This is a genomic window from Trichocoleus sp. Lan (assembly GCF_039961855.1).
Taxonomy (GTDB): domain Bacteria; phylum Cyanobacteriota; class Cyanobacteriia; order Cyanobacteriales; family FACHB-T130; genus FACHB-T130.
The window spans coordinates 1-19882 of record NZ_JAMPKA010000005.1; the positions used below are offsets into that span (position 1 = coordinate 1).

Here is a 19882-nt window from a genome sequence, read left to right on the forward strand (position 1 = left end):
GTAGATGAACTTTGTAAAGGAATTGTAGACCTAGTGTCAGACCCAGAACGTCTGCGTTCGATGACCTATTTTCCTCATTTAAAAATTAGCTCTTTGAACGCAACTTAGTATGAGTCGTTTTTAGCGCTTAGTTACGAGTCCTTGGTTGGTTACGACTGCCCTAACAGACAAAGTTAATGATTTGGAGGATAGGTAGAGCGCTTTTCGTTAACATCAACCTCTTGTTAATGATGAGTTTCGTCCCTCAAATCCATGCTCCTCAACGCTCTTAAGAGTTTAACCCCACCCCAAACCCTTCACTGCTTTTCGATGAGGGCTTTAGGGTGAGGTTACGAGGATATATTGCAACAAAGCGAGAACCGCTATCGTGACGAGTGACAGACTAATCAACCTCTTCAGGCGGAATTAAGTCCTGCTTGGATTCAATGATTACACTGGGTAAACCTTCAAGTTTTTCTGTAACTGGCAATTCTTCGAGAAGGGGGACTAAGAGCGTTAGGCCGCCAGGAATGCACTCGACATCAATCGGAGTGGTGCCAATAATTTCCCCATCTACGACAACTTTTTGCAGTGGATTGGTTCGTACCTGAATCCGTCTGGCTCGCAGATAGCCGATGTCATCTCGTTCTGTGGCACTGCCGCTTAAGGCAGTTTGAAGTAAATGATAGGAGGCCGCGATCGCTCCGGCAACATTACTCGGTGCCACGACGGTTAAATCGAGCAACCCATCATCAAAAAGAATGCCCGCCGGACCTTGAGCCAAAATGGATGTGGGGGGTGCAGCATTGGCAATTGTTACAGCAGCAGCGGTTAGTTTCACGATTTTGTCTTCCGTCTCAATCTCAACCTCAAACGTGTTGAACTGCCGCAACTGTTGAATTCCTGCCAGGATGTATGCCATCATCCCCAAGCGGTTCTTCGTCTCTCTGTCCGCCCGTTCGACGGCTTCTGCCTCAAAACCAATCCCCGCGAGTAATATCATCGGTTTGCCGTTGCAGTAGGCGGCATCCACGACCCGCGTTATACCCCCCAAAATTGTCTCGCAGGCGGCCTCTATCGTATCCGGTAGCCCTAAAGCAGACGCCAGGGCATTTGCGGTTCCTCTTGAAATCACGCCCATGGGAATGTTCGTCCCCACCAAGGCATCGGCGGCGGCTGAGAGGGTTCCGTCACCACCAGAGGCAATGATGGTACTGGCACCACGTTCCACTGCTTCTCTTGCCAGTTGAGCAGCGTCAATTTCTGGCGTTGTCAGATAAATATCTAGGTCAATTTCCGGCTCTAAAAGTGCCCGGATTTTTGCCAAATCTTGATCGGGATCGCTTTGACCGGCAACTGGATTAAAGATGAGACAGGCAGAGCGTTTTATGTCATTAGTCATTAGTCATTAGTCCGTTGTGATCAGCGGAGAGTCGTTGTCATTCGCCCACTGTATGAGTCTATTACCAGTGGCGAATGACGAATCACCGCAGTATCTCTATTCACATCCTTGACCGAAGCGACGTAAATTGAGAACGTCGCTGATTTGGCGAATTTGGGTGAAACACCGCTCCAGTTGTTGGAGATCGCGGATATCAATGCATAGGTCGATGATTGCCGGTCGCCCGTCGGATGTTTTCACGCCTGCACCCCGCACATTAATATTGTCATCGCTTAAACGGGACAGGATATCGTTAAAGACTCCGACGCGGTCAAGCACTTCAATTTGAATGCTAACTTGATAGGTTTGAGGACGTCCGCTTGAGTCAGTGGGGTTCCAGCTAACGGGCACTAAGCGATCGCCTAGGACATTCGCCACATTATTGCACCCTTGGCGGTGAATGGAAATTCCGCGATCGCGTGTGACTGCACCAATAATCGCTTCACCAGGGAGCGGCCCGCAACATCCAGCACGATGATACAGTAACCCTTCCACACCAGCGATAGGCGTTTTGGTGCTGGGAGCTGGGATGGGGCTTTTCGAGGTTGGAAGTGCAACAGCCGCTGCAAAATCTTTTATTGGGTCGGGGGCAGTCGCAATCGTTTGAGTTGCTTTCACGGCTTCTCGAATGCGATTGACTACCAGGTTGAGAGTGACTTCCCCATAACCGAGAGCAGCCAATAAATCATCGACGCTGTGGTAATTACATCGTTCAGCGACCGACTGCATGGGGGTTGACTTCAGCAGAGATTCAAAGCCACTTTTGCCCAATTCTTTTTCTAAGAGTTCTCGACCGCGAGTAATATTTTCATCCCGATGCGATCGCTTGTACCATTGGCGAATTCGGTTCTTCGCCCCGGTTGTCGCCACAAAATTCAGCCAATCTAAACTGGGACGGCTATTTTTCTGAGTGATAATTTCAACAATGTCACCATTCCTCAGCAGCGTGTCTAACGTCACCATCCGTCCGTTGACCCGCGCTCCCGCACAGTGATTCCCCACTTCTGTATGAATCCGGTAAGCGAAATCGACGGGAGTGCTACCCCCAGTAAGAGGTACCACATCCCCTTGGGGTGTAAACACATAAACATCATCGTCAAATAAGTTGTCTTTGACGTTTTCCAGGTATTCCTGAGCATCCTTGAGATCGCTTTGCCATTCCAAGAGCTGCCGCAGCCAGGTAAACTTCTCATCGGTTGCGGTCATTTGGGTACGGCTGGAACTCCCCGTTTCCTTATATTTCCAATGAGCTGCAATCCCGTACTCGGCAATGTGATGCATTTCCAAAGTCCGAATTTGCACTTCTAAAGGACGACCCGTAATTCCGAGAACTACCGTATGCAGGGACTGATAGCGATTGGGCTTCGGTAAACCAATGTAGTCTTTAAATCGACCGGGGATCGGTCGGAAGGCATCGTGAACGACAGCTAAGGCGCGGTAGCATTCTTCATTTGTCTGAACAATCACCCGAATTGCTGCCAAGTCGTAGATTTCGTGAAATTCCTTCTGCTGTCGCTGCATCTTCTGGTAAATCCCATACAAATGCTTGGGACGCCCGCTGATGTCTAGACACGTAATACTAGATGAGGCGAGTCCCTGCCGCAGAATTTCTTTGACGTTCGCCAATCGAATCTCTCTGTCTGCCCGTTTTTCTGCCACCAACTCTTGTATTTGCCGGTAGGCTTCGGGTTCGAGATACTTAAACGTTAAATCTTCCAGTTCCCACTTAAATCGTCCGATCCCCAAGCGATTTGCCAGCGGTGCGAAGATTTCTCTCGTTTCCTGAGCAATTCGCCGCCGTTTAGCATCAGGCAGGTGTTCTAACGTTCGCATATTATGCAGCCGGTCGGCTAGCTTCACCACAATTACCCGGATATCTTGAGCCATTGCCAGAAACATTCGGCGGAAGTTTTCAGCTTGGCGTTCGGTCTTGCTGGAAAAGGTTTCTGAAAATTTAGAAAGTTTGGTGACACCGTCTACCAGCAGCCGCACTTCTGAGCCAAACCGCTGTTCGATTTCGTCGAGGGTGACGGGCGTATCTTCTACCACATCGTGCAGAAAGCCAGCCGCAATCATGGCAGCGCCGCCGCCTAGGTCTCGTAAAAGACCAGCAACGGCAACCGGATGACAGATGTAAGCTTCCCCGGATTTACGAGTCTGACCTTCGTGTAACTGGTAAGCAAATTCAAAGGCGCGACAGATTAAATCGGCTTCCGCAGGCGTTGGGAAAACTTTGACACTTCCCCCTTCGGGCGTTGTGGGCTGTTTGGTGGTTTGATTGTCCTCATGACGCGCAATCAAACATTCCTGTAGCCAGTCAGGAATGACACAACTAATTGTAGAAGTTGGAGCTTGTGAGTTCATAGTGTTGAGCAGGTCGAGCATAAAGAGTAAAAATAGCGAGGAGTTGTGCTGACGTGGAAAATGATTTTGTCTAGAGGCTAAAAGGGCATCTCCTAGGGTCTGCATTGAAGAGTCCCTAGTTTCGCTGAATTTTGGATTTTCAATTGTCAAGGGTCGAGGGTAAGAATATTGTCAGAAATAGAGCGATCCACCAAGATACCGCTTGGCTAATGCCTACGCTTACTGCGCGTCGCGCTTCCGGTGCGACGTATCGCTCTTGCCCTTACCTAAAGCTTGCTTGAAGATTGCAAGCCTACACCAGTTAGCTAGTGCTTAGCAATTGCCTTGTTGAATAGACAAAATTCTTTACATTGATTCTAGCGGAACAACGTGCCAATGTTGCCTCAGTCTTACCAACAACGTTATCAGGAACTTTTGACAGCTCTAGAACAGCTGCTGCATACAATGACAGCCGCTAATCAAGAACAAGAAGGGATCGGTGAAAAATTTCAATACGTTAAACAAGTATTTGCACAGCAAATTACCAGTTTGACGGGTGATGAATTAGACCCAGAGATTGAGCCTCGGTGGAGGTCTTTCCAGACGGAAATCTATCGGGCGCTGCGACTTTTAGAGATGGATATGACATTTTTGCAGGCGTCTCGCCGTTCGGCAACCGCTAATCCTCGACAAGCGGCGATAAGCGATCGCTTATCAACCCTAATTGGCTACTGTCAAGCCCTCCTGCAAGCAGACGGAGATCGGGAAAGCCAGGGAGAAATATAGGGGCGGATTTCACCAGCTTTCTCTGGTATCTCGCAGATTGTCTTGATAAACCCGCCCGCTTTGACAGCAAGGGATCGTAGAAGTCCCTGTCCGGTGCAAGTGCAAGATGTCCGAAAAAACAGAGTAAATTAATAAAAAATTCAGATGGGAGAGGAAGAAAAACTGGTGAACTGTCCAAAATGTAAGAGTGTATCCCTACTCGATGGCACCCTAGCGGGAAATTTAGCGGTAAAACACTGCACCGATTGCAAGGGAACCTGGATTCCCTCTGGGGAATACGAAGCGTGGCAAGCACAGCAGCCGGAACTGACGCCTGCAGATCCAGAATCTATCGCTCAAATCCTAAATGTGGATTTTGTGCAGTCTCCCTTTGATACCAAAGCAGCACTGTGTCCGGAGTGCGGTCGTTATCTATCTCGCGCTAAGGTAAGGCTGAAAACGCCGTTTTATGTAGAGCGTTGCCTGAATTGTAATGGGATTTGGTGCGATCGCGGGGAGTGGGAGGTACTATCTCAATTAGGGTTGCACACGACGATTGAGCAGCTGTTTTCCAGTGAATGGCAGATCAAAGTGGAAAAACAGCAACAATCCGAGAAAGAACGTGAAGCCACAATGGAAAAACTCGGTCCCGAATTGGCAGCGCGCGTGTTTGAGCTGGCGGAACAGTTAGCAAAACATCCGAATGGAGATTTTGGTGTCGCCTATCTGATGCGGCAAGTAGGCGTCACAAAATAGCGGAAATTGCGACCTTGTTGGATTACTAATTGTTCATCACCCATTCCTTATTCCCCGTTACCGAATGACTGAGAGCCTGTTTTGTGTAGAAAATCTGCGGGTTGCTTATCCCAGCCGTCGATCTACTGCTATGCCTTCTTGGGCAGTGGATGATGTCTCTTTCACTTTAGAACCTGGAGAGAAACTGGGATTAGTGGGAGAATCGGGCTGCGGTAAATCAACTCTGGGAAGGGCGGCGATGCGCTTGTTACCAGCTTCATCTCGCGTTGAGGGGCGGGTGACGTTTGCTGGGAATTCCGTGTTCGATCTGACTCCGGCACAGTTACGGCGGTTTCGGGGGGAAGCGGTGGCGCTGGTGTTTCAAGATCCGATGACGCGCCTCGATCCCCTGATGACGATTGGGAAGCACTGTCTGGAAACGCTTCAGAGTCATCAACCTCATCTGTCACGGCAGCAGATGAAAGAAAAGGTACTCGAAACCTTGGATGCGGTGAAGATCCCGGCAAGTCGATGGTCGCAGTATCCTCACGAGTTTAGTGGAGGAATGCGGCAACGAGTCGCGATCGCGCTGGCTTTGCTTCTCAACCCAAAGCTAATTGTGGCAGATGAACCTACGACCAGTTTAGACGTGACCGTAGCAGCCCAGATTTTACAAGAATTGACGCGACTGTGCCGGGAACGGGAGATGGCACTGTTGCTGATTTCTCACGATTTGGCAATGGTGGGAGAGTATTGCGATCGCATTGCGGTGATGTATGCCGGGAAAATGGTGGAAACTGGCTCACCCCAGTCTATCTTTCGGCAACCGCAACACGAATATACGCGATCGCTTTTGGACGCGGCTTTTCACATCAGGAAATATGACACGGAAGTTGAGGAGCCGAAGAGCAATCATTCATTACCAACCCCCCTCTTGCGAATCAAAAATTTGCAGCAGTACTACACCTTAGAGAGCAATTTCATCGGACAGTTTCTTTCCAAAAATGTCCCCGTTATTAAAGCGGTAGATGATATCAACTTGGAACTTTATCCAGGGGAAATTTTAGGCTTAGTGGGAGAATCCGGATGCGGGAAGAGTACCTTGTCCCGGACGATCTTGCAGTTAATTCGACCAACGAAAGGAAGCGTTGAGTTTCTGGGACAGGATTTAGCTCAGATGTCTACTAAAGCCGTGAGGGCATCGCGACGGCAAATGCAAATGGTGTTTCAAGATCCCCATGCTTGTCTCAATCCGCTGATGACAGTCGGTGAAAGTATTGCCGATCCCCTGTTTATCCACAAACTAGCTAGCCCCGATGAGGCGAAAGTGCAGGTAATGCAGATGCTAGAGCGAGTAGGTTTAACGCCTACAAGCGAGTATTATCAGCGGTATCCCTCGGATTTGTCGGGGGGACAGCAGCAACGGGTTGCGATCGCTCGTGCTTTGATTACTCGACCCAAACTGCTAATCTGCGATGAACCAGTGAGTATGCTAGATGCTAGCGTCCAGACACAAGTACTGGAGTTGATGTTAGAGTTAAAGCGGGAATTCGATTTAACGTATTTGTTTATTACTCACGACCTCTCTGTGGCAAGATTTTTGTGCGATCGCATTGCAGTTATGAATGCCGGTCGTATTGTCGAACTCGGCTCAACCCACGAGATTTTTACGAATCCCCAGCACCCCTACACCCAGACGTTGCTACAAGCCGCCCCTTTACTGGTATCGCAGCAGCCAAAATAGAATTGTTTTGACTGGTCAGCACAACATGGCATCTACGATCGGCTTCAGAGTCAGGGACTAAATGGTGTGTTAAAATCCTTAAACATAGACTTATATTCGGCTGTAGTGTTTGTTATTTCTACTGACAGGCAGTTTCTCCGGATCTAACTCTCTACACCACTTTTTTGATTCTGGAGACATTCCATGTCAATCTATGTAGGCAACCTATCCTACGAAGTTACGCAAGACGACCTCAGCAATGTTTTTGCTGAGTATGGAACCGTTAAGCGGGTTCAGTTGCCAACCGATCGCGAGACAGGTCGGATGCGTGGTTTTGCTTTTGTGGAAATGGATACAGAAACTGAAGAAACTGCCGCCATTGAAGCTCTCAACGGCGCTGAGTGGATGGGACGAGAGCTAAAAGTGAACAAAGCTAAGCCTCGTGAGGATAAAGGAGGCGGAGGTCGTCCTGGTGGTGGCTGGGGCGGCAACAATAGAGGCGGTGGCGGCGGCGGCGGTGGCGGTGGCGGCTATCGACGCTACTAATGCAATTAATCAAATAGTTTAGGAGGACACCGGATGACCCAAGTAGTTGTAGGCGAAAATGAAGGCATTGAGTCAGCCCTGCGCCGATTTAAGCGTCAAGTCTCTAAAGCAGGGATTTTTCCAGATATAAGACGGCAACGTCACTTTGAGACTCCTTTGGAAAAACGCAAGCGCAAAGCGATCGCGAGAAGGCGTAAGAAGCGTTTCCGTTATTAAGTCTTACCGTCCGAAAATCGAGTTTAAGACAGATTAATAACTTCATCTGTAACATTCTTCAGCACAACGCAGCCTCAAGAGCGTTTAACAGCTTGCTATCAAGCGATCTTTGCTTAGGCTCTATTTCAAAAGCTGGTGAGGCTTTAAAGCAAAATTTAAAGGCATCACCATCACAAGTTTTGAAATAGAGCCATTTCTTGTATTTTTCTCTACAAATTTTAGCAAGCATGACCCCAGAAGCAATACGTATTATCGCTGACCTAAGGCGTGAGTTTTATTCTCTCTTTGCTACTGCTATGAATGTGCCAGTGAGAGTTACTGGAAGTTCCTATAGTAGTAATTTTCCGATTGCATCTTGGATAGACAATCGGAGCCAAGTGAACTATATAAGTATTTACGCATACACTGCACCAGACAAGTTAATTCCTCAACGCCCATTTCTTCTACGAGTGGCGATTAATAAGAGCGCTGGTAGAGTTACAACGGCACAATGGGGAAGAGAATGTCGAGGACTTAATCAGGGTTGGTACTTCGAGTTAACTGTACTACCAGAGGAAATCTTAGACTTTCTACCTTGGGTCGTCAGCTTGGTGAAAGCGCACGATCGGGGTTCCCTGTCGCTTGTTCAAGACCCCCCTCATCCATTTGAATTTAAAGTATCCGAAGGGCCTTTGTCCAATGATGCTTGGACTCATTCTGCTTTGAAGATAGCAGACTCTTCAAAGTCTCAATCTTTCGTTCCCGCGATACTTCCGGAACCGAAGAACCGAGGTGCAGAGGTGTCTAGGAGTAGAAGAGCCGGAATATAAGGCCGGATTTCACCTGAAAATCTTTCGATATCACAGATAACATTGATAAACTGTCCTGGGGATCGAGGGACTAGAATTATAAAAGATTCCTTAGTTTGATTTTGGGATAAAGCCGCACAAGCGTATTCCACTTTACGTCCCAAGACTCCGGTTATACTAAACTTACTTGTCGCCTTGAATATTCATCCTGGAAGGGAAGAATCGTTTAAAGGCGGCGTTTCAAGCAGGCAGCAAGGTGACAACCGTGGGTCACACCTTTTTAATGGAGGCAGGACGATGGACGCTCCAAGGAAATTGGCTGGAGCGTCACGAGATGCCAATCACCGTGAGTGGCAGAACATTAGTGGCCTGGGGTCGAGAAAACTGGTTCACAATGGTGACAAAGCTGAGCTTTCCAGGCAGCGCCCGCGAGGAAATTTCTTTACAGTATCGTGGGCGATTTGATGCTGGGGAACGCCAATATACCTATGTACTACAGCACAATCTTTTAGGTCGTGTTGAGGGCGAGGGCTGGGTTACGCCAGATTCGATCGTTCAGCGTTACTGGGTATTAGGCGATCGCCAGCGGCGCACTGGTTTCGATACCTTGCACCGTCTCAATGAGAATACCTACTACCTTTCTAGTGGCATCATGGCGGGTCATTATTTGACTAGCACGATGGAAGCAACGATGGAGCGTCAGCCACAATCATATTCTTGATCGCTCTAGAAATTCAGCTTCAGGCTCTAGATGGTCAGTAAGAAGTATAAAGTGTGAAATATGAAGTGGAATTTGGGAAATATAAAGTAAGAGGTATGAAGTAGGAAAGAACGTTTACTGGTCTTTCCGGTTTCTTGCGTGGAACTCAATATCTGTTTTCGCTTGAAGGCTTAAAACTCCATCCTGAAGACATAAGACTTCATCCTTTGAGATAAAGTTAATAGTTCCCTATAGGTAAATATTACAAATGCTCCCGATTTTAGGAGCCAAATTATGATGACAGACCCCAACACCGATCGCTTACTCGCCAATCGCTATCAACTCTTAGGGTTGGTAGGCAAAGGCGCAATGGGTCGAGTGTATCAAGCCAGGGATATGTTACTGGGAGGTGTCACCGTCGCGGTTAAGTTCCTCTCTCAGACGCTACTAAACCAAAAAATGCGCGATCGCTTTGAGCGAGAAGCAACCATCTGCGCTGTTTTGGGAGAAAAAAGTATTCACATTGTCCGAGTCAGGGATTATGGCGTGGACGAGAACGAAATCCCGTTCTACGTCATGGAATTTCTCCAAGGGGAGAGCCTGAGCGAGGTTCTCAAAGACCGGCCCCTGTCCTTGCCCCGATTTTTGAATATCACTCGCCAAATTTGTTTAGGGCTACAATGCGCTCACCAGGGCATCCTCATAGATGGTGAAGTCTGTCCGATTATTCATCGGGATATAAAGCCTAGTAATATTACAGTCGTTCAAGATACGACTTTAGGTGAGTTAGTCAAGATTCTGGATTTTGGCATCGCCAAGCTGCTTCAGTCCGACATCGCTCAGACTAACTCGTTTATGGGCACTTTAGCTTATTGTTCTCCAGAACAAATGGAGGGCAGAGAACTAGATAAACGCTCTGACATTTATAGTCTGGGCGTAATGATGTTTGAGATGTTGACGGCTGAGATGCCCTTAATGGCAGAGACTCACTCGTTTGGCGGCTGGTATAAAGCTCATCACTTTATCCCCCCAAGAACTTTTGATTCGGTTAATCCCGATCTAAAATTGCCAAAATCTCTAGAAAGCTTAGTGATGAGCTGTTTGGCAAAAGTCCCTAGCGATCGCCCCCAAAATGCGGCTCAAGTGTTGCAAGCATTAGAGCCATTGGAGCAACGTTTTGGTCAAGGTCGGCAATTAGGTCAGCGGATTGGAGAAGTTTTATCTAAACTGCCCGTCGTAGCCGATCCCAAACCTAAGAACGCCCCGACAGCCGATGAAGTCTGCCGCTTAACTTCCTGGCCTAAAAACAAACCAATTGCAGAGATTGTATTTCCCCATCTACTTCGCACTAGCCGCGAAGTTTTACCTACCCTGTGGGTCATGCTTCACAAACCGGAAATTCAGAATCGCCTGATCAGCACTCGCTACAATCAGTTTCTGTTTTTGATGTCTCCTCATCCTATGCTGCTGTGGATTACCGCCCTGCACAACCGCGAACAAGGCCCTCGCTGGCTCAGTTGCTACCTGGATCTAAAAACTTCTATGGGTCAGGATATTGTGCGACAACTGGGAGAAAACGGGATTTACCGGATTTTGTTCTTTGCTTTAGAAGAACCGCATCGGTGCGCGAATGTAATGATTTCCACAATTGCCCCTGTCCAACGCCAAATGTTGCAAGAGTGGGCAAATACAAGCCAAACCTTACCCTCAGTGGCTCAGCCCCAAATGAGTAAAAGTCTGCTCAAGCAAGAGTTTGAGAAGCTAAAGCCCAAGATTTTGATGAAGCTGGAATCTGTTCAGACCGGAGATTATTCTTCGGATATCTCAGGCTAGTCTGGGTGCTGAGTTAGGGCAAGAGAGTCAGGAGTTCATGGAGAGTCCAATAGACTCGCGCTTGATTATTTTTAATTTTACACTTGATTGCGATCGCGTCGCCTATGCCCGCAGGAGTGCCTGCAAAGCGTCTATTCGCTAGCGGTTCTCGCTTTCGCTCATGTCTGCACAGCGATCAAGCTGTCGCATTTATTTTTGTAGTATGAAAATTTTTGTAGTACGAAAACCTAAACTCAAAAAACCAATTTCGCTTATGCCAGTACTGCCAAACTTGTCATAAACTATTCAACTTCATGTCAAAACTCTGAAAAATCGGTACCAATTCAGCAAGCTTGACACGCCAACCGAGAAATCTTGGTCTACGTTCATCTACTTAAACACGCTTCCTTACTACAAGATATTATCTTTGTCCTTCGGATATTTAAATAGACAACGCTTCCAACCGTAAGCAATTTCCTAAAACTCAACGTTCTTGAAACTGAAGTTGACGCCCCAGCACCCCCAGCTTCTTTCCCCTGAGGAACAAAGCAAGAGACGGAGGTCGCCCACTGCGACACGGATACTCTATTCCTGAGGATTTGGCTCTAAGCCCCATTGGTGCTTCAGAAGATGCTTGTATGTAGCTTCGCGCATCACCATTTGTTCATAGAGTTTGACCAAGAAGTGCTGAGCTTGTTCGCGGCTCATATTCTCCACTTGGCTTTCAAAGGAACGGATGCTGAATTGTTGTTCGAGAGACAGTTCGATAGGTTGGTTCATGGTAAGCTCCGACTTTAGAGAGAGTGTATGTTTATCAATCGCTGAAGCACTCACAGGGTAAGGGCTGAACATCGCTGAACCGTCTAACCATTTCCCTGTTATTACGAAAGATAACAATAATTTGACAAAATGCCCATCTTTCTTTGTGTATACTTCAGTTGATCCCAAAGATGGAATATGCACCCAGAAAGTTTCATCTAGGGTTGAGGTAGTTTTAGCAAGTTGTTGGAGGGAAAATTGCTCATCACGAACAAACGGCTAAGTAAATATACTTACTAAGCCATAGCAGTGCCGCTCTTCAACCAGTGGAGACGCAATGCAGTTCCCTAAACACATTGCATTCAACACATTTGCTCTCTCAAGTGACTCTACCCACCCAGAGGATGTCTGAGAAGTCGGTTATGGCACCATCCAGTCGGTACCGCCTTTTCTGCATTTGGGCGACTTATGCGGTAGCCGCCCCTACGAAAGGCTCATCGAGCAATCCTCAAGGGTTGTCAGAATTAATCGCGTTGGCGATCTCGTAGTGGGCCTGTATGGCGCTCAGCTCGCGCCTTCGCACTGCATAGCGCTAAGGAAGCGAAAGAAAAGAGATGGAAGATTTCATGAATGATTTAAGATGAATAGCGCTGACTTAAGCCCTGAACTAAAACCCTAAACTAAAGTTTGGGCTAAGAGCTAAGGTCAGTTAAAACTGACTAAAATACTGCCAGAACAAAAGCTTTCAACCTGTGAAAACACGTTGAAAGCTTTAAGGTGAGAGATTTATCTCAAGGCTCTTATGTCAGTGCCATTCGATTTAAGATGGCTATACTACTTTTCAAATATCCTCTTAAACTGGTAGCTGAGAGATTAAAGGTTGACTTGCTGAATCGTTTGGCGCAGGATTTGACTAGATCGTTGCAATTGTTCTGACTCCGTAGGGGTCAAAGAGAAATTCAGAACCCTGGTAACACCCTCACGATTTACCACCGCAGGCAAACTCAGACAAACATCATTAATTCCGTGAAGACCATTTATCAAACTACTAACAGTCAAAACTCGGTTTTGATTGCGTAAAATTGCTTGCACAATCTGAGTAACCCCTAAACCAATCGCGTAGCAAGTTGCTCCTTTGCGTTGGATAATCTCATAGGCGGCGTTCTTGACCTGTTGAAAAATCTCGTCAATTTGTGCAGTTTTCGTTAAATCATTATTGTCATGAACATCTAATAAATTCATTCCCGCAATATTGGCTTTGCTCCAAACGGGAACTTCACTGTCTCCATGTTCCCCAATAATGTATGCGTGCAAACTACGCGGGTCAACTTGTAACTTTTGGGCTAACAGATAGCGAAAACGAGCTGTATCTAACACCGTGCCCGAACCAATCACACTAGAACTCGGCAACCCAGAAAGCTTCCAGGAAACATAGGTCATGATATCTACTGGATTCGAGACAATTAAGAGAATCGCTCCTGGAGAACATCTCACGATTTCTGGAATCAAATTTTTAAAGATTTCGATGTTGCGCTGCACCAAACTTAACCGATTTTCTCCAGGCTTTTGTTTTGCTCCTGCTGTAACAATTACAATATCCGCATTTTCCCCCTCTTCTAGGGTTCCTGCTCGTACTAGGCTGGGTTCGACAAAGGGTAGCCCGTGGACTAAATCCATGACTTCCCCTTCTAGCTTTTCTCGATTAACATCAACAATCACCATTTCATCCAAGGTGTTTTGAATCAGGATTGAGTAAGCGCAAGCCATTCCTACCTGACCTGCACCAATAATGACTCCCTTCCGGGGACGACGAGCGATCGCTAAGTCAAGATTAGTCTCGGTAGGGGTTGTAAATAATTCTTCAAACATATCTATCTGATGGAAAATGTCGTTGATGTAATGATATCGAAAACCAATCCTTTTCAGATAAAGCTAACCTTCTTTTCCTTTAATTATTTTTATCATTGTGTCTCAACAACAGTCTTTTAGCGTCTCCAGAATGTTTTGGGAACGCTAAACCACGGCGTTAATTTAAACAAGTCGCTACTTCTATGAAACCTTGTTTAACTCGATTCTTTCTCTATCAAAAGTTTTATTATCGTAGTCAATACTAAACAAATCAAAAATAATAGATAACTCTCCATCGGCAAGTTGTTTTACATGAAGCAAGCTAAAATTATTTTTAGTACATACATATATTTTTTCTATTTTGTAGGGAATTTTAGTTTCATTACTTTCAATAAAATTTTCATCAATGACTATCTTTTGTAATATGTTCATAGCAAATTTACTTAAAGATGCATAGGCGATACCGCTAGAAGTAAGCTGAAACACTTTAGCCGATGGAGATTGCTCGTGGGATAACTTGAAAGCAGCTCCCATGTGTACATCTCCGCTCAAAAATACAATAGGTTTCTTGGTTTTTTGGGAAACCTCAAAAACCTTATTTAATAGTTGATCTCGTTCTGCCCAATTAGATTTATGATCCCAATGATCTCGTAAATCATCAGTGTACTTCCAATAGGGGATGTCTAAATTATTAACAGCAAAGCTCTTAAAATGAACGACTGGAACTGGCGACACAATAAATAAAACGCGGGATTCAGAATCATATTGGGAATTTAGCCAACCGTCAAAACGTTTCCACTGCTCGGCACCTAAAAGACGCAGCTCTTGCCGGTTATAATCATGATGTCCCCTCATATCTAATACATAAAAACTACAGAATCCACAATTGAACTGATAGTCAAATTGATCAATACTGGTATCTGTAGGAGGATTATGAGAATGTTCGTATTCTTGATAAACTTGCTTAGCAGCCTCAAACATTTCATTTGCTAGCCGCAAATGTTCTTGAGTATTTCGCAACTGCCATGAAGTATCTAGCTGTGCGGCTAATTCATTGGGTGTATAAGAACCCCAGCCATCCATAATTTCATGGTCATCCCATATCATATAGGTGGAAAAAGTTTGAAAAAGTTGTTGCACCTGGGGGATGCCCCAATAACCCCGATAGATATCTCGATACCAGGAAATCATATCGATTTTAGAAGGGTTTTGTTTTTTGTTCTTCTTCAACCAGCTCCAGATATTTAATTGTTTATTTCCTTCTCCATCCACATATACTTGGTCGCCAGTACCTATCAAAAAATTTGCATTTGTATCCAATAATTCTTGCTTAAATTTATCCCACATTTCCAAATTGAGGAGCTGATGCTCGTCGTAAGGCATATGGCAACTGAACATCCCAAAATTCACCTCTGTGGGATGTTCTGGAAAGGTTTGAAATGACAGGTTTTGTTCGTTGCCCAGTTCCCAGGGTTTTTCTCTATCCAAGTGAAATAGAGCGTAATAATAGCGAGTATCGGGTTGGAGATTTTTTAGGTCTACTACACCTGTTAAGTCATGCTCTTGATTAAGTTGGAGTGGGACAAGAGTAACGCTATAAATTTCTTGGGAAGTACTTGGAGAGGTTAATCGCAACCAATGCCCTTTTTCGTCGTTGATTATCTCCGGAGTGCCATTGGTAGGAATTCGATGGCGAGAAAATACTAGCCAGTAATCTCCAGGAGAAGACGCCCGGAACCACAGGCGGGTGCTAGTGGGAGTAGTATGCCCAATGATACTGGCACAATCGAGACGGGAATTGGGCCAGGGGCGCTGTTCGGGGTCATAAAAATTGAGGTGGGACAAGGTCAAATTGAAACTCGGCTTTGATAGAATGTCTGCGAATTTCAATATTAACTAGAAACGGTTGATATTGATGGTTTAGCGGACATTTAGCTGACAAACACAAGGAACCGAATCATCGGCGCGATATACTTTGCGATCGCGCGTTATTCCTCTCGCTGCTTTTTTTGGCTTCTAACTGCTGCCCAGAACCCTTATAAATCAAACGCTGTCAGTCACGCTGCTAAAATTAAACGCCCTCACTCGTACCCCAGGCACAACACTGCTGCCGTAGCGTTGGACTGTACTCAGAGCATCCACATCCCGCAGCATTTCAGGCAAACTCTGGTTAAAGCGCAAGTTTTTAATCGGGTAAGCAATTTGACCATTCTCGATCCAGAAGGTGCCATCACGACTCATTCCCGTTACGACTAATGACCGAGGATTCACATAGCGCACGTACCAAGCCCGACTCACCAAAATTCCTCGCTCTGTCTGGGCGATTAGGTCAGCTAGACTTCGATCTGAGCCAGTCATCACAATTGGATACATCGCGCCTGTCGGCTTTTTGCCCTGCTGTGCCGCCCAGTAGCGGCTATAGGAAAGCGTTTGAGGGATACCGTCCTGAATGACTTCTTTGTAGTCATTGCTTAATCCATCGCCAAAGAAAGTGCCTAACTGCAACAGAGGATGAGCGGCATTTCGCTGTACTTGCACGATGGGGCTAAACATTGCTTCGCCCAAACGGTTGCCAGCGGGTTTGCCTGACTCATCAGTGCGAGACATAAACGACCGCCCTTCATCTGCTGCGCGTGCATCCAAATTCCAGACGATCCAAGGGAGCAAAGCGGCGAAAGCGGCTCCATCAAAGACAACTGGATACACGCCAGGATGGACTTCGCGGGGTTGGCGCGACTTGATTGCCCGCTCAATTAGCTGCTGGGTTAATTCCTCAATTGGCAACTGTTCTAGCGCCCAAGCGGAGCGATTACACCAGGAGGAACCATCCCCAATGCGTGCGGTAAAGCTGAAATCTGCCTCTGTAGTTTGATTGCAAGCGCGTAGTCCCCGCGAATTCGCGATCGCATATAAGTTCGTCTCTGTACTCAACGTTCCCGAACCATCCACTCCCGCCTTCGCACTCATGGCGCAGACACGCTGGATAATTTCGCCCCGTGCTAGCGGTGAAAGGGTTGCCGTTGCCTCATCGAAGGCTGGGGTTCGCTCTTCGTAAACTTGAGGTTCTAGCAGTGGCACCCACTCCGGATCTTCTGGGGCGAAACGGGCAAGTTCTTCCGAGCGTTTGATGGCAGATGCGATCGCATCTGAATCTAAATCTGTCGTAGAACTAGAGGCACTCTTGCGTCCGAAGTAACTGGTGATGGTGAGCTTAAACTGAGTGCTAGTAATATTTTGGCTAATTTGATTTTCCGAGAAGCGGCTGAGGGATTCTTCACCAGTGCTGAGACTGACAAATACCTCCTCTGCTTCCGACTGTTTAATAACTTCTTCTAATAGAGAGATCGCCCGATCTTTACTGATTAAACTGGGTGCTGTTGCTAGAGTCACGATAATTCTGAGATTTGTGGATGGTTGAGTCTGGGATGAAGCGATGCGATCGCGTTTTGATTTCGGGTGCGAGGCTTTTCAAATGCCAATCAACAAAATAATTAAAACCTCTATTCCAGAGTGCCAGATTATTCGTAAATTCAGCAACGCTGCAACAGTCAGTCGTTCTGATGTCCGTGAGTTTTCTATCTTTACATCCCAATAGGTTATCCCAGCTTGCTTTATTCTAGTTACAAAATATTACATTTATGCTAAAACAAGGTACTAAAGATAGTATTGACAAGAAAGAAATATTATTTTGCAATTCTGGAATAGAGGCGAGAGATGACCTACGAAAGAATACGAAAATCTTCTTCTTGGAATCCCGCTTCTAACCAGAAAAACAGCCACAGCATTCAGTCGCGCTCTTTTGCAAGCCAACCAAAACCTGATTCGCAGCTGCCTCCTACCCAGCAGGAAATAGAAAATCAAGCATTTGACCAGCATAAGTTTGAGGCGACCGGGCTAGAAATACAGGCGAAACTAGGCAGCATAACGCCAGAGGGACAGGAACGACTAACGGTATTACAGGCAAAGATGGATGCCTTTTGGCAGCAGAAAAGAGAAAGTACGCAACGCCAAGGCATTAACTTATTGGAAATCCCCAACCTATTTGCTCCCCGCCAAATATCAACACCCCAACCAATTCAGGCAAAACTGACGATTGGAGAACCAGGGGATCGGTACGAACAAGAGGCAGATCGAGTAGCGGCTCAAGTCGTGAGTCAGATTAATAACGCACCTGCGCCTAAACAGTCAGCTTCCGGTGAAACTGTCCAGCGAGACGAAATGCCCCAGATGGATGAGGAGGAAAAACTCCAGCAGAAACCAGAAGGCAGCATCCAGCGGCAAGATACGCCCCAACTCGATGAAGAAGACGAACTCCAGATGAAGCCAATAGTGCAGCGTCAGTCTGGAGCGGATGGAATGGCTGCAACAGCGGATCTGGAAACATCCATCCAACAAGCCAAAGGTAGCGGACAATCCCTCTCGGAAAGCATCCGAGAACCAATGGAAAAGGCATTTGGCGCAGACTTCAGCAGTGTCAAAATCCATACTGATGCCCAATCTCACCAGCTCAATCAATCAATTCAAGCTAAAGCTTTCACTACGGGTCAAGATATCTTTTTTCGGCAGGGGGAATACAATCCAGGGAGCCGCGGGGGACAAGAATTGTTGGCGCACGAGTTAACTCATGTGGTGCAGCAGAATGGGGGTCAGGTACAGCGGCAAATACAGAAATCATCTGAATTGTCCCCTGGCTCTCAAATCATGAGATTGAATGATACGCAGACTGGGGAACTGCCACTCATTCAAGCAAAAGAAATTATGGGAGTGAAAGCGTTTCAAGCAGCAACTTCGGTTTCCTTCTCCCGTCGTCCATCCGAACTAAAAAAAGTTGATGAAGCACTGAAGAAAGTACAACAGGCAGGTGCAGATAGCATTCTGCTGGGTGAGTTATTAGAGGCAATCGATCGCTGTCTAGATAAATTCTCAGATCTGCATCCTAGAAGATCGGGCGTTATTAGCTTGCGCGACCAAGTTATAGAACAGCAGACAGAAATTAGCCTGAAACTTCAAGATAATGACCAGCAGGCTCCAGCGGAAGGAAGAAGCCGAAGTGGAGCTTTTTCTGCTGAGAAACAAAGTGTTGGCAAAGGCAGCAATTTTAGTGATTTTGACAGCAAGCAATATCGAGTGTCAGGGCGATCGCCAAATCGGATAATTGAGGAGGTTAAGCGCACGCAATTAGGAAATGGGAAAGTCGTTTATTTCGCAATGGGTTTGGTGACTGGTTTTAACGGCAAAGCACCTCGCGTAGCACCCTATCCACAACCCGTCTCTCTAGGAGATTGGTACCCCTCTGTCACTCATATCAATGGTATGCAAGTAGCGCCAAAATCGGGACTTTTAAGCGCCGCAGCATTGCAAGAATCAGTCAACGAAGCGCTAGATGCTCAAGACGATGCCGCATTAGGACAGAATGCCATAGATGTTCTTTACACCTATAGTGCTCAACGGGGTGGTGTGGTAGCCGATCTGATTGACTGCCTCAAAGGAAAAGTCCAAGTTGACGACGAAGCAACAGAGAAACAGGAAGAAATCATGCTTGATGCAGTGCGCCGCAAAACACGGGTTACTGTTTCTGCTCACAGCCGAGGAACGATTAAAACTGACAATGCAGTTAGAAATGTACACGAAGTTTTGAAACAAGAATATCTATTATTAACAAGACAAGACCCCGCAGTTGACAAAATCTATCAAGATTTTGCTTTGTTTTATCAAGAAAATGATATGGGACTAGGTATAGACCCAGAAATATTAGCGGCGGCGGCGCGAGAGGAAGCAGCTAAGAGGATGGCTAGCGATCGCGCTAAGGAGGATATGAATACTTATATCCAATTAATTTTTGCCGGAAATGCTGTACAGCATCCGTCTTCAATATTAAAAACCGACCTATATGTGGGTGGATTTGACCCAGTTAGTTTTGCCGTCGGGACTTATAGCCACATTGGTAGCAGGATAGACTCTGCTATTGGTACGGGAGGACACGCTAAATCAACAGTTCATAGCGTGGGTAAAACTAAGGGACATGGTTTTGTCGGGAATTATGTTCCCGCTGTTAGCGATAAAATTGCTGAAGACTTAAACGGACGGGAAGATATCCAAGACAAGCAAGCTAACCAAGCTTTATCTAATATTGATCCCGAAAGGTTAGCAGAATTAGAGCAAATGGGTAATAACTCTAGAAGGCGTAGGGGTAGGTAGGTTCGTTCGATTAGCGATCGCGTTTCTAC

17 protein-coding genes are annotated in these 19882 nt (G+C 46.4%); 10 read left to right on the forward strand and 7 right to left on the reverse strand.

What is annotated here, in order from left to right; translation table 11 throughout:
- Positions 1-382: 382 nt before the first annotated feature.
- On the reverse strand, positions 383-1369 hold the full coding sequence (locus NDA03_RS05885) for a YegS/Rv2252/BmrU family lipid kinase (RefSeq protein WP_190412886.1): 987 nt from the start codon (positions 1367-1369) through the stop codon (positions 383-385).
- 108 nt (positions 1370-1477) lie between these two features.
- Complete coding sequence (locus tag NDA03_RS05890) at positions 1478-3784, reverse strand: bifunctional (p)ppGpp synthetase/guanosine-3',5'-bis(diphosphate) 3'-pyrophosphohydrolase (protein ID WP_348237679.1); 2307 nt, start codon at positions 3782-3784, stop codon at positions 1478-1480.
- Between the two features lie 375 nt (positions 3785-4159).
- Between NDA03_RS05890 and patD the strand changes: the two genes are divergently transcribed.
- From patD to NDA03_RS05930, 8 genes are all read left to right on the forward strand, one after another.
- On the forward strand, positions 4160-4549 hold the full coding sequence (gene patD, locus NDA03_RS05895) for a heterocyst frequency control protein PatD (protein ID WP_348237556.1): 390 nt from the start codon (positions 4160-4162) through the stop codon (positions 4547-4549).
- A gap of 165 nt (positions 4550-4714) precedes the next feature.
- Entirely contained in the window at positions 4715-5284 is a 570-nt protein-coding gene (locus NDA03_RS05900) for a zf-TFIIB domain-containing protein (RefSeq protein WP_190430482.1), read from the forward strand.
- Positions 5285-5348: 64 nt separating this feature from the next.
- Positions 5349-7007 carry an ABC transporter ATP-binding protein gene (locus NDA03_RS05905; RefSeq protein WP_190430483.1) on the forward strand — a complete coding sequence of 553 codons (1659 nt, stop codon included), beginning with the start codon at positions 5349-5351 and terminating at the stop codon, positions 7005-7007.
- Positions 7008-7190: 183 nt separating this feature from the next.
- The gene (locus NDA03_RS05910; RefSeq protein WP_190536285.1) at positions 7191-7532 is read left to right on the forward strand and encodes an RNA-binding protein; all 342 of its coding nucleotides are present in this window, start codon (positions 7191-7193) and stop codon (positions 7530-7532) included.
- A gap of 33 nt (positions 7533-7565) precedes the next feature.
- Positions 7566-7748, forward strand: coding sequence for a 30S ribosomal protein S21 (rpsU, locus tag NDA03_RS05915; protein ID WP_190412664.1), 183 nt, complete (start codon positions 7566-7568; stop codon positions 7746-7748).
- 227 nt (positions 7749-7975) lie between these two features.
- Entirely contained in the window at positions 7976-8557 is a 582-nt protein-coding gene (locus NDA03_RS05920) for a hypothetical protein (RefSeq protein WP_199300607.1), read from the forward strand.
- 244 nt (positions 8558-8801) lie between these two features.
- Positions 8802-9257 (forward strand): hypothetical protein, encoded by a 456-nt coding sequence (locus NDA03_RS05925; RefSeq protein ID WP_190412887.1) that lies wholly within the window; start codon positions 8802-8804, stop codon positions 9255-9257.
- Between the two features lie 273 nt (positions 9258-9530).
- Positions 9531-11069: a serine/threonine-protein kinase gene (locus NDA03_RS05930; RefSeq protein WP_190412665.1), complete on the forward strand. Its 1539-nt coding sequence runs from the start codon at positions 9531-9533 to the stop codon at positions 11067-11069.
- Positions 11070-11633: 564 nt separating this feature from the next.
- Here the strand turns inward: NDA03_RS05930 and NDA03_RS05935 are convergent.
- Entirely contained in the window at positions 11634-11828 is a 195-nt protein-coding gene (locus tag NDA03_RS05935) for an NblA/ycf18 family protein (protein WP_190412666.1), read from the reverse strand.
- Between the two features lie 401 nt (positions 11829-12229).
- Here NDA03_RS05935 and NDA03_RS05940 point away from each other — a divergent pair, with 401 nt between their 5' ends.
- Positions 12230-12355, forward strand: coding sequence for a hypothetical protein (locus NDA03_RS05940; RefSeq protein ID WP_277878396.1), 126 nt, complete (start codon positions 12230-12232; stop codon positions 12353-12355).
- A 325-nt stretch (positions 12356-12680) separates the two neighbouring features.
- Here NDA03_RS05940 and NDA03_RS05945 read toward each other — a convergent pair whose 3' ends face one another.
- From NDA03_RS05945 to NDA03_RS05960, 4 genes are all read right to left on the reverse strand, one after another.
- Positions 12681-13676: an L-lactate dehydrogenase gene (locus NDA03_RS05945; RefSeq protein ID WP_348237558.1), complete on the reverse strand. Its 996-nt coding sequence runs from the start codon at positions 13674-13676 to the stop codon at positions 12681-12683.
- Positions 13677-13856: 180 nt separating this feature from the next.
- On the reverse strand, positions 13857-15290 hold the full coding sequence (locus tag NDA03_RS05950) for an alkaline phosphatase D family protein (RefSeq protein WP_348237559.1): 1434 nt from the start codon (positions 15288-15290) through the stop codon (positions 13857-13859).
- A gap of 68 nt (positions 15291-15358) precedes the next feature.
- Positions 15359-15481 (reverse strand): hypothetical protein, encoded by a 123-nt coding sequence (locus NDA03_RS05955; protein WP_348237560.1) that lies wholly within the window; start codon positions 15479-15481, stop codon positions 15359-15361.
- A 217-nt stretch (positions 15482-15698) separates the two neighbouring features.
- Entirely contained in the window at positions 15699-17045 is a 1347-nt protein-coding gene (locus NDA03_RS05960) for a TldD/PmbA family protein (RefSeq protein ID WP_348237561.1), read from the reverse strand.
- Between the two features lie 324 nt (positions 17046-17369).
- Between NDA03_RS05960 and NDA03_RS05965 the strand changes: the two genes are divergently transcribed.
- A complete protein-coding gene (locus NDA03_RS05965; RefSeq protein ID WP_348237562.1) occupies positions 17370-19853 on the forward strand; it encodes a DUF4157 domain-containing protein in 2484 nt (827 codons plus the stop codon).
- Positions 19854-19882: the final 29 nt, after the last annotated feature.

Excerpts from the sequence above, each read along its gene's own strand:
- NDA03_RS05965 (WP_348237562.1), top strand. The coding sequence starts at position 17,370 with ATGACCTACGAAAGAATACGAAAATCTTCTTCTTGGAATCCCGCTTCT.
- NDA03_RS05930 (WP_190412665.1), top strand. The coding sequence starts at position 9,531 with ATGATGACAGACCCCAACACCGATCGCTTACTCGCCAATCGCTATCAA.
- NDA03_RS05955 (WP_348237560.1), bottom strand. The coding sequence starts at position 15,481 with ATGACCCCGAACAGCGCCCCTGGCCCAATTCCCGTCTCGATTGTGCCA.
- NDA03_RS05910 (WP_190536285.1), top strand. The coding sequence starts at position 7,191 with ATGTCAATCTATGTAGGCAACCTATCCTACGAAGTTACGCAAGACGAC.
- NDA03_RS05940 (WP_277878396.1), top strand. The coding sequence starts at position 12,230 with ATGGCACCATCCAGTCGGTACCGCCTTTTCTGCATTTGGGCGACTTAT.
- NDA03_RS05905 (WP_190430483.1), top strand. The coding sequence starts at position 5,349 with ATGACTGAGAGCCTGTTTTGTGTAGAAAATCTGCGGGTTGCTTATCCC.
- NDA03_RS05920 (WP_199300607.1), top strand. The coding sequence starts at position 7,976 with ATGACCCCAGAAGCAATACGTATTATCGCTGACCTAAGGCGTGAGTTT.
- NDA03_RS05890 (WP_348237679.1), bottom strand. The coding sequence starts at position 3,784 with ATGAACTCACAAGCTCCAACTTCTACAATTAGTTGTGTCATTCCTGAC.
- rpsU (WP_190412664.1), top strand. The coding sequence starts at position 7,566 with ATGACCCAAGTAGTTGTAGGCGAAAATGAAGGCATTGAGTCAGCCCTG.
- NDA03_RS05945 (WP_348237558.1), bottom strand. The coding sequence starts at position 13,676 with ATGTTTGAAGAATTATTTACAACCCCTACCGAGACTAATCTTGACTTA.
- patD (WP_348237556.1), top strand. The coding sequence starts at position 4,160 with ATGTTGCCTCAGTCTTACCAACAACGTTATCAGGAACTTTTGACAGCT.
- NDA03_RS05935 (WP_190412666.1), bottom strand. The coding sequence starts at position 11,828 with ATGAACCAACCTATCGAACTGTCTCTCGAACAACAATTCAGCATCCGT.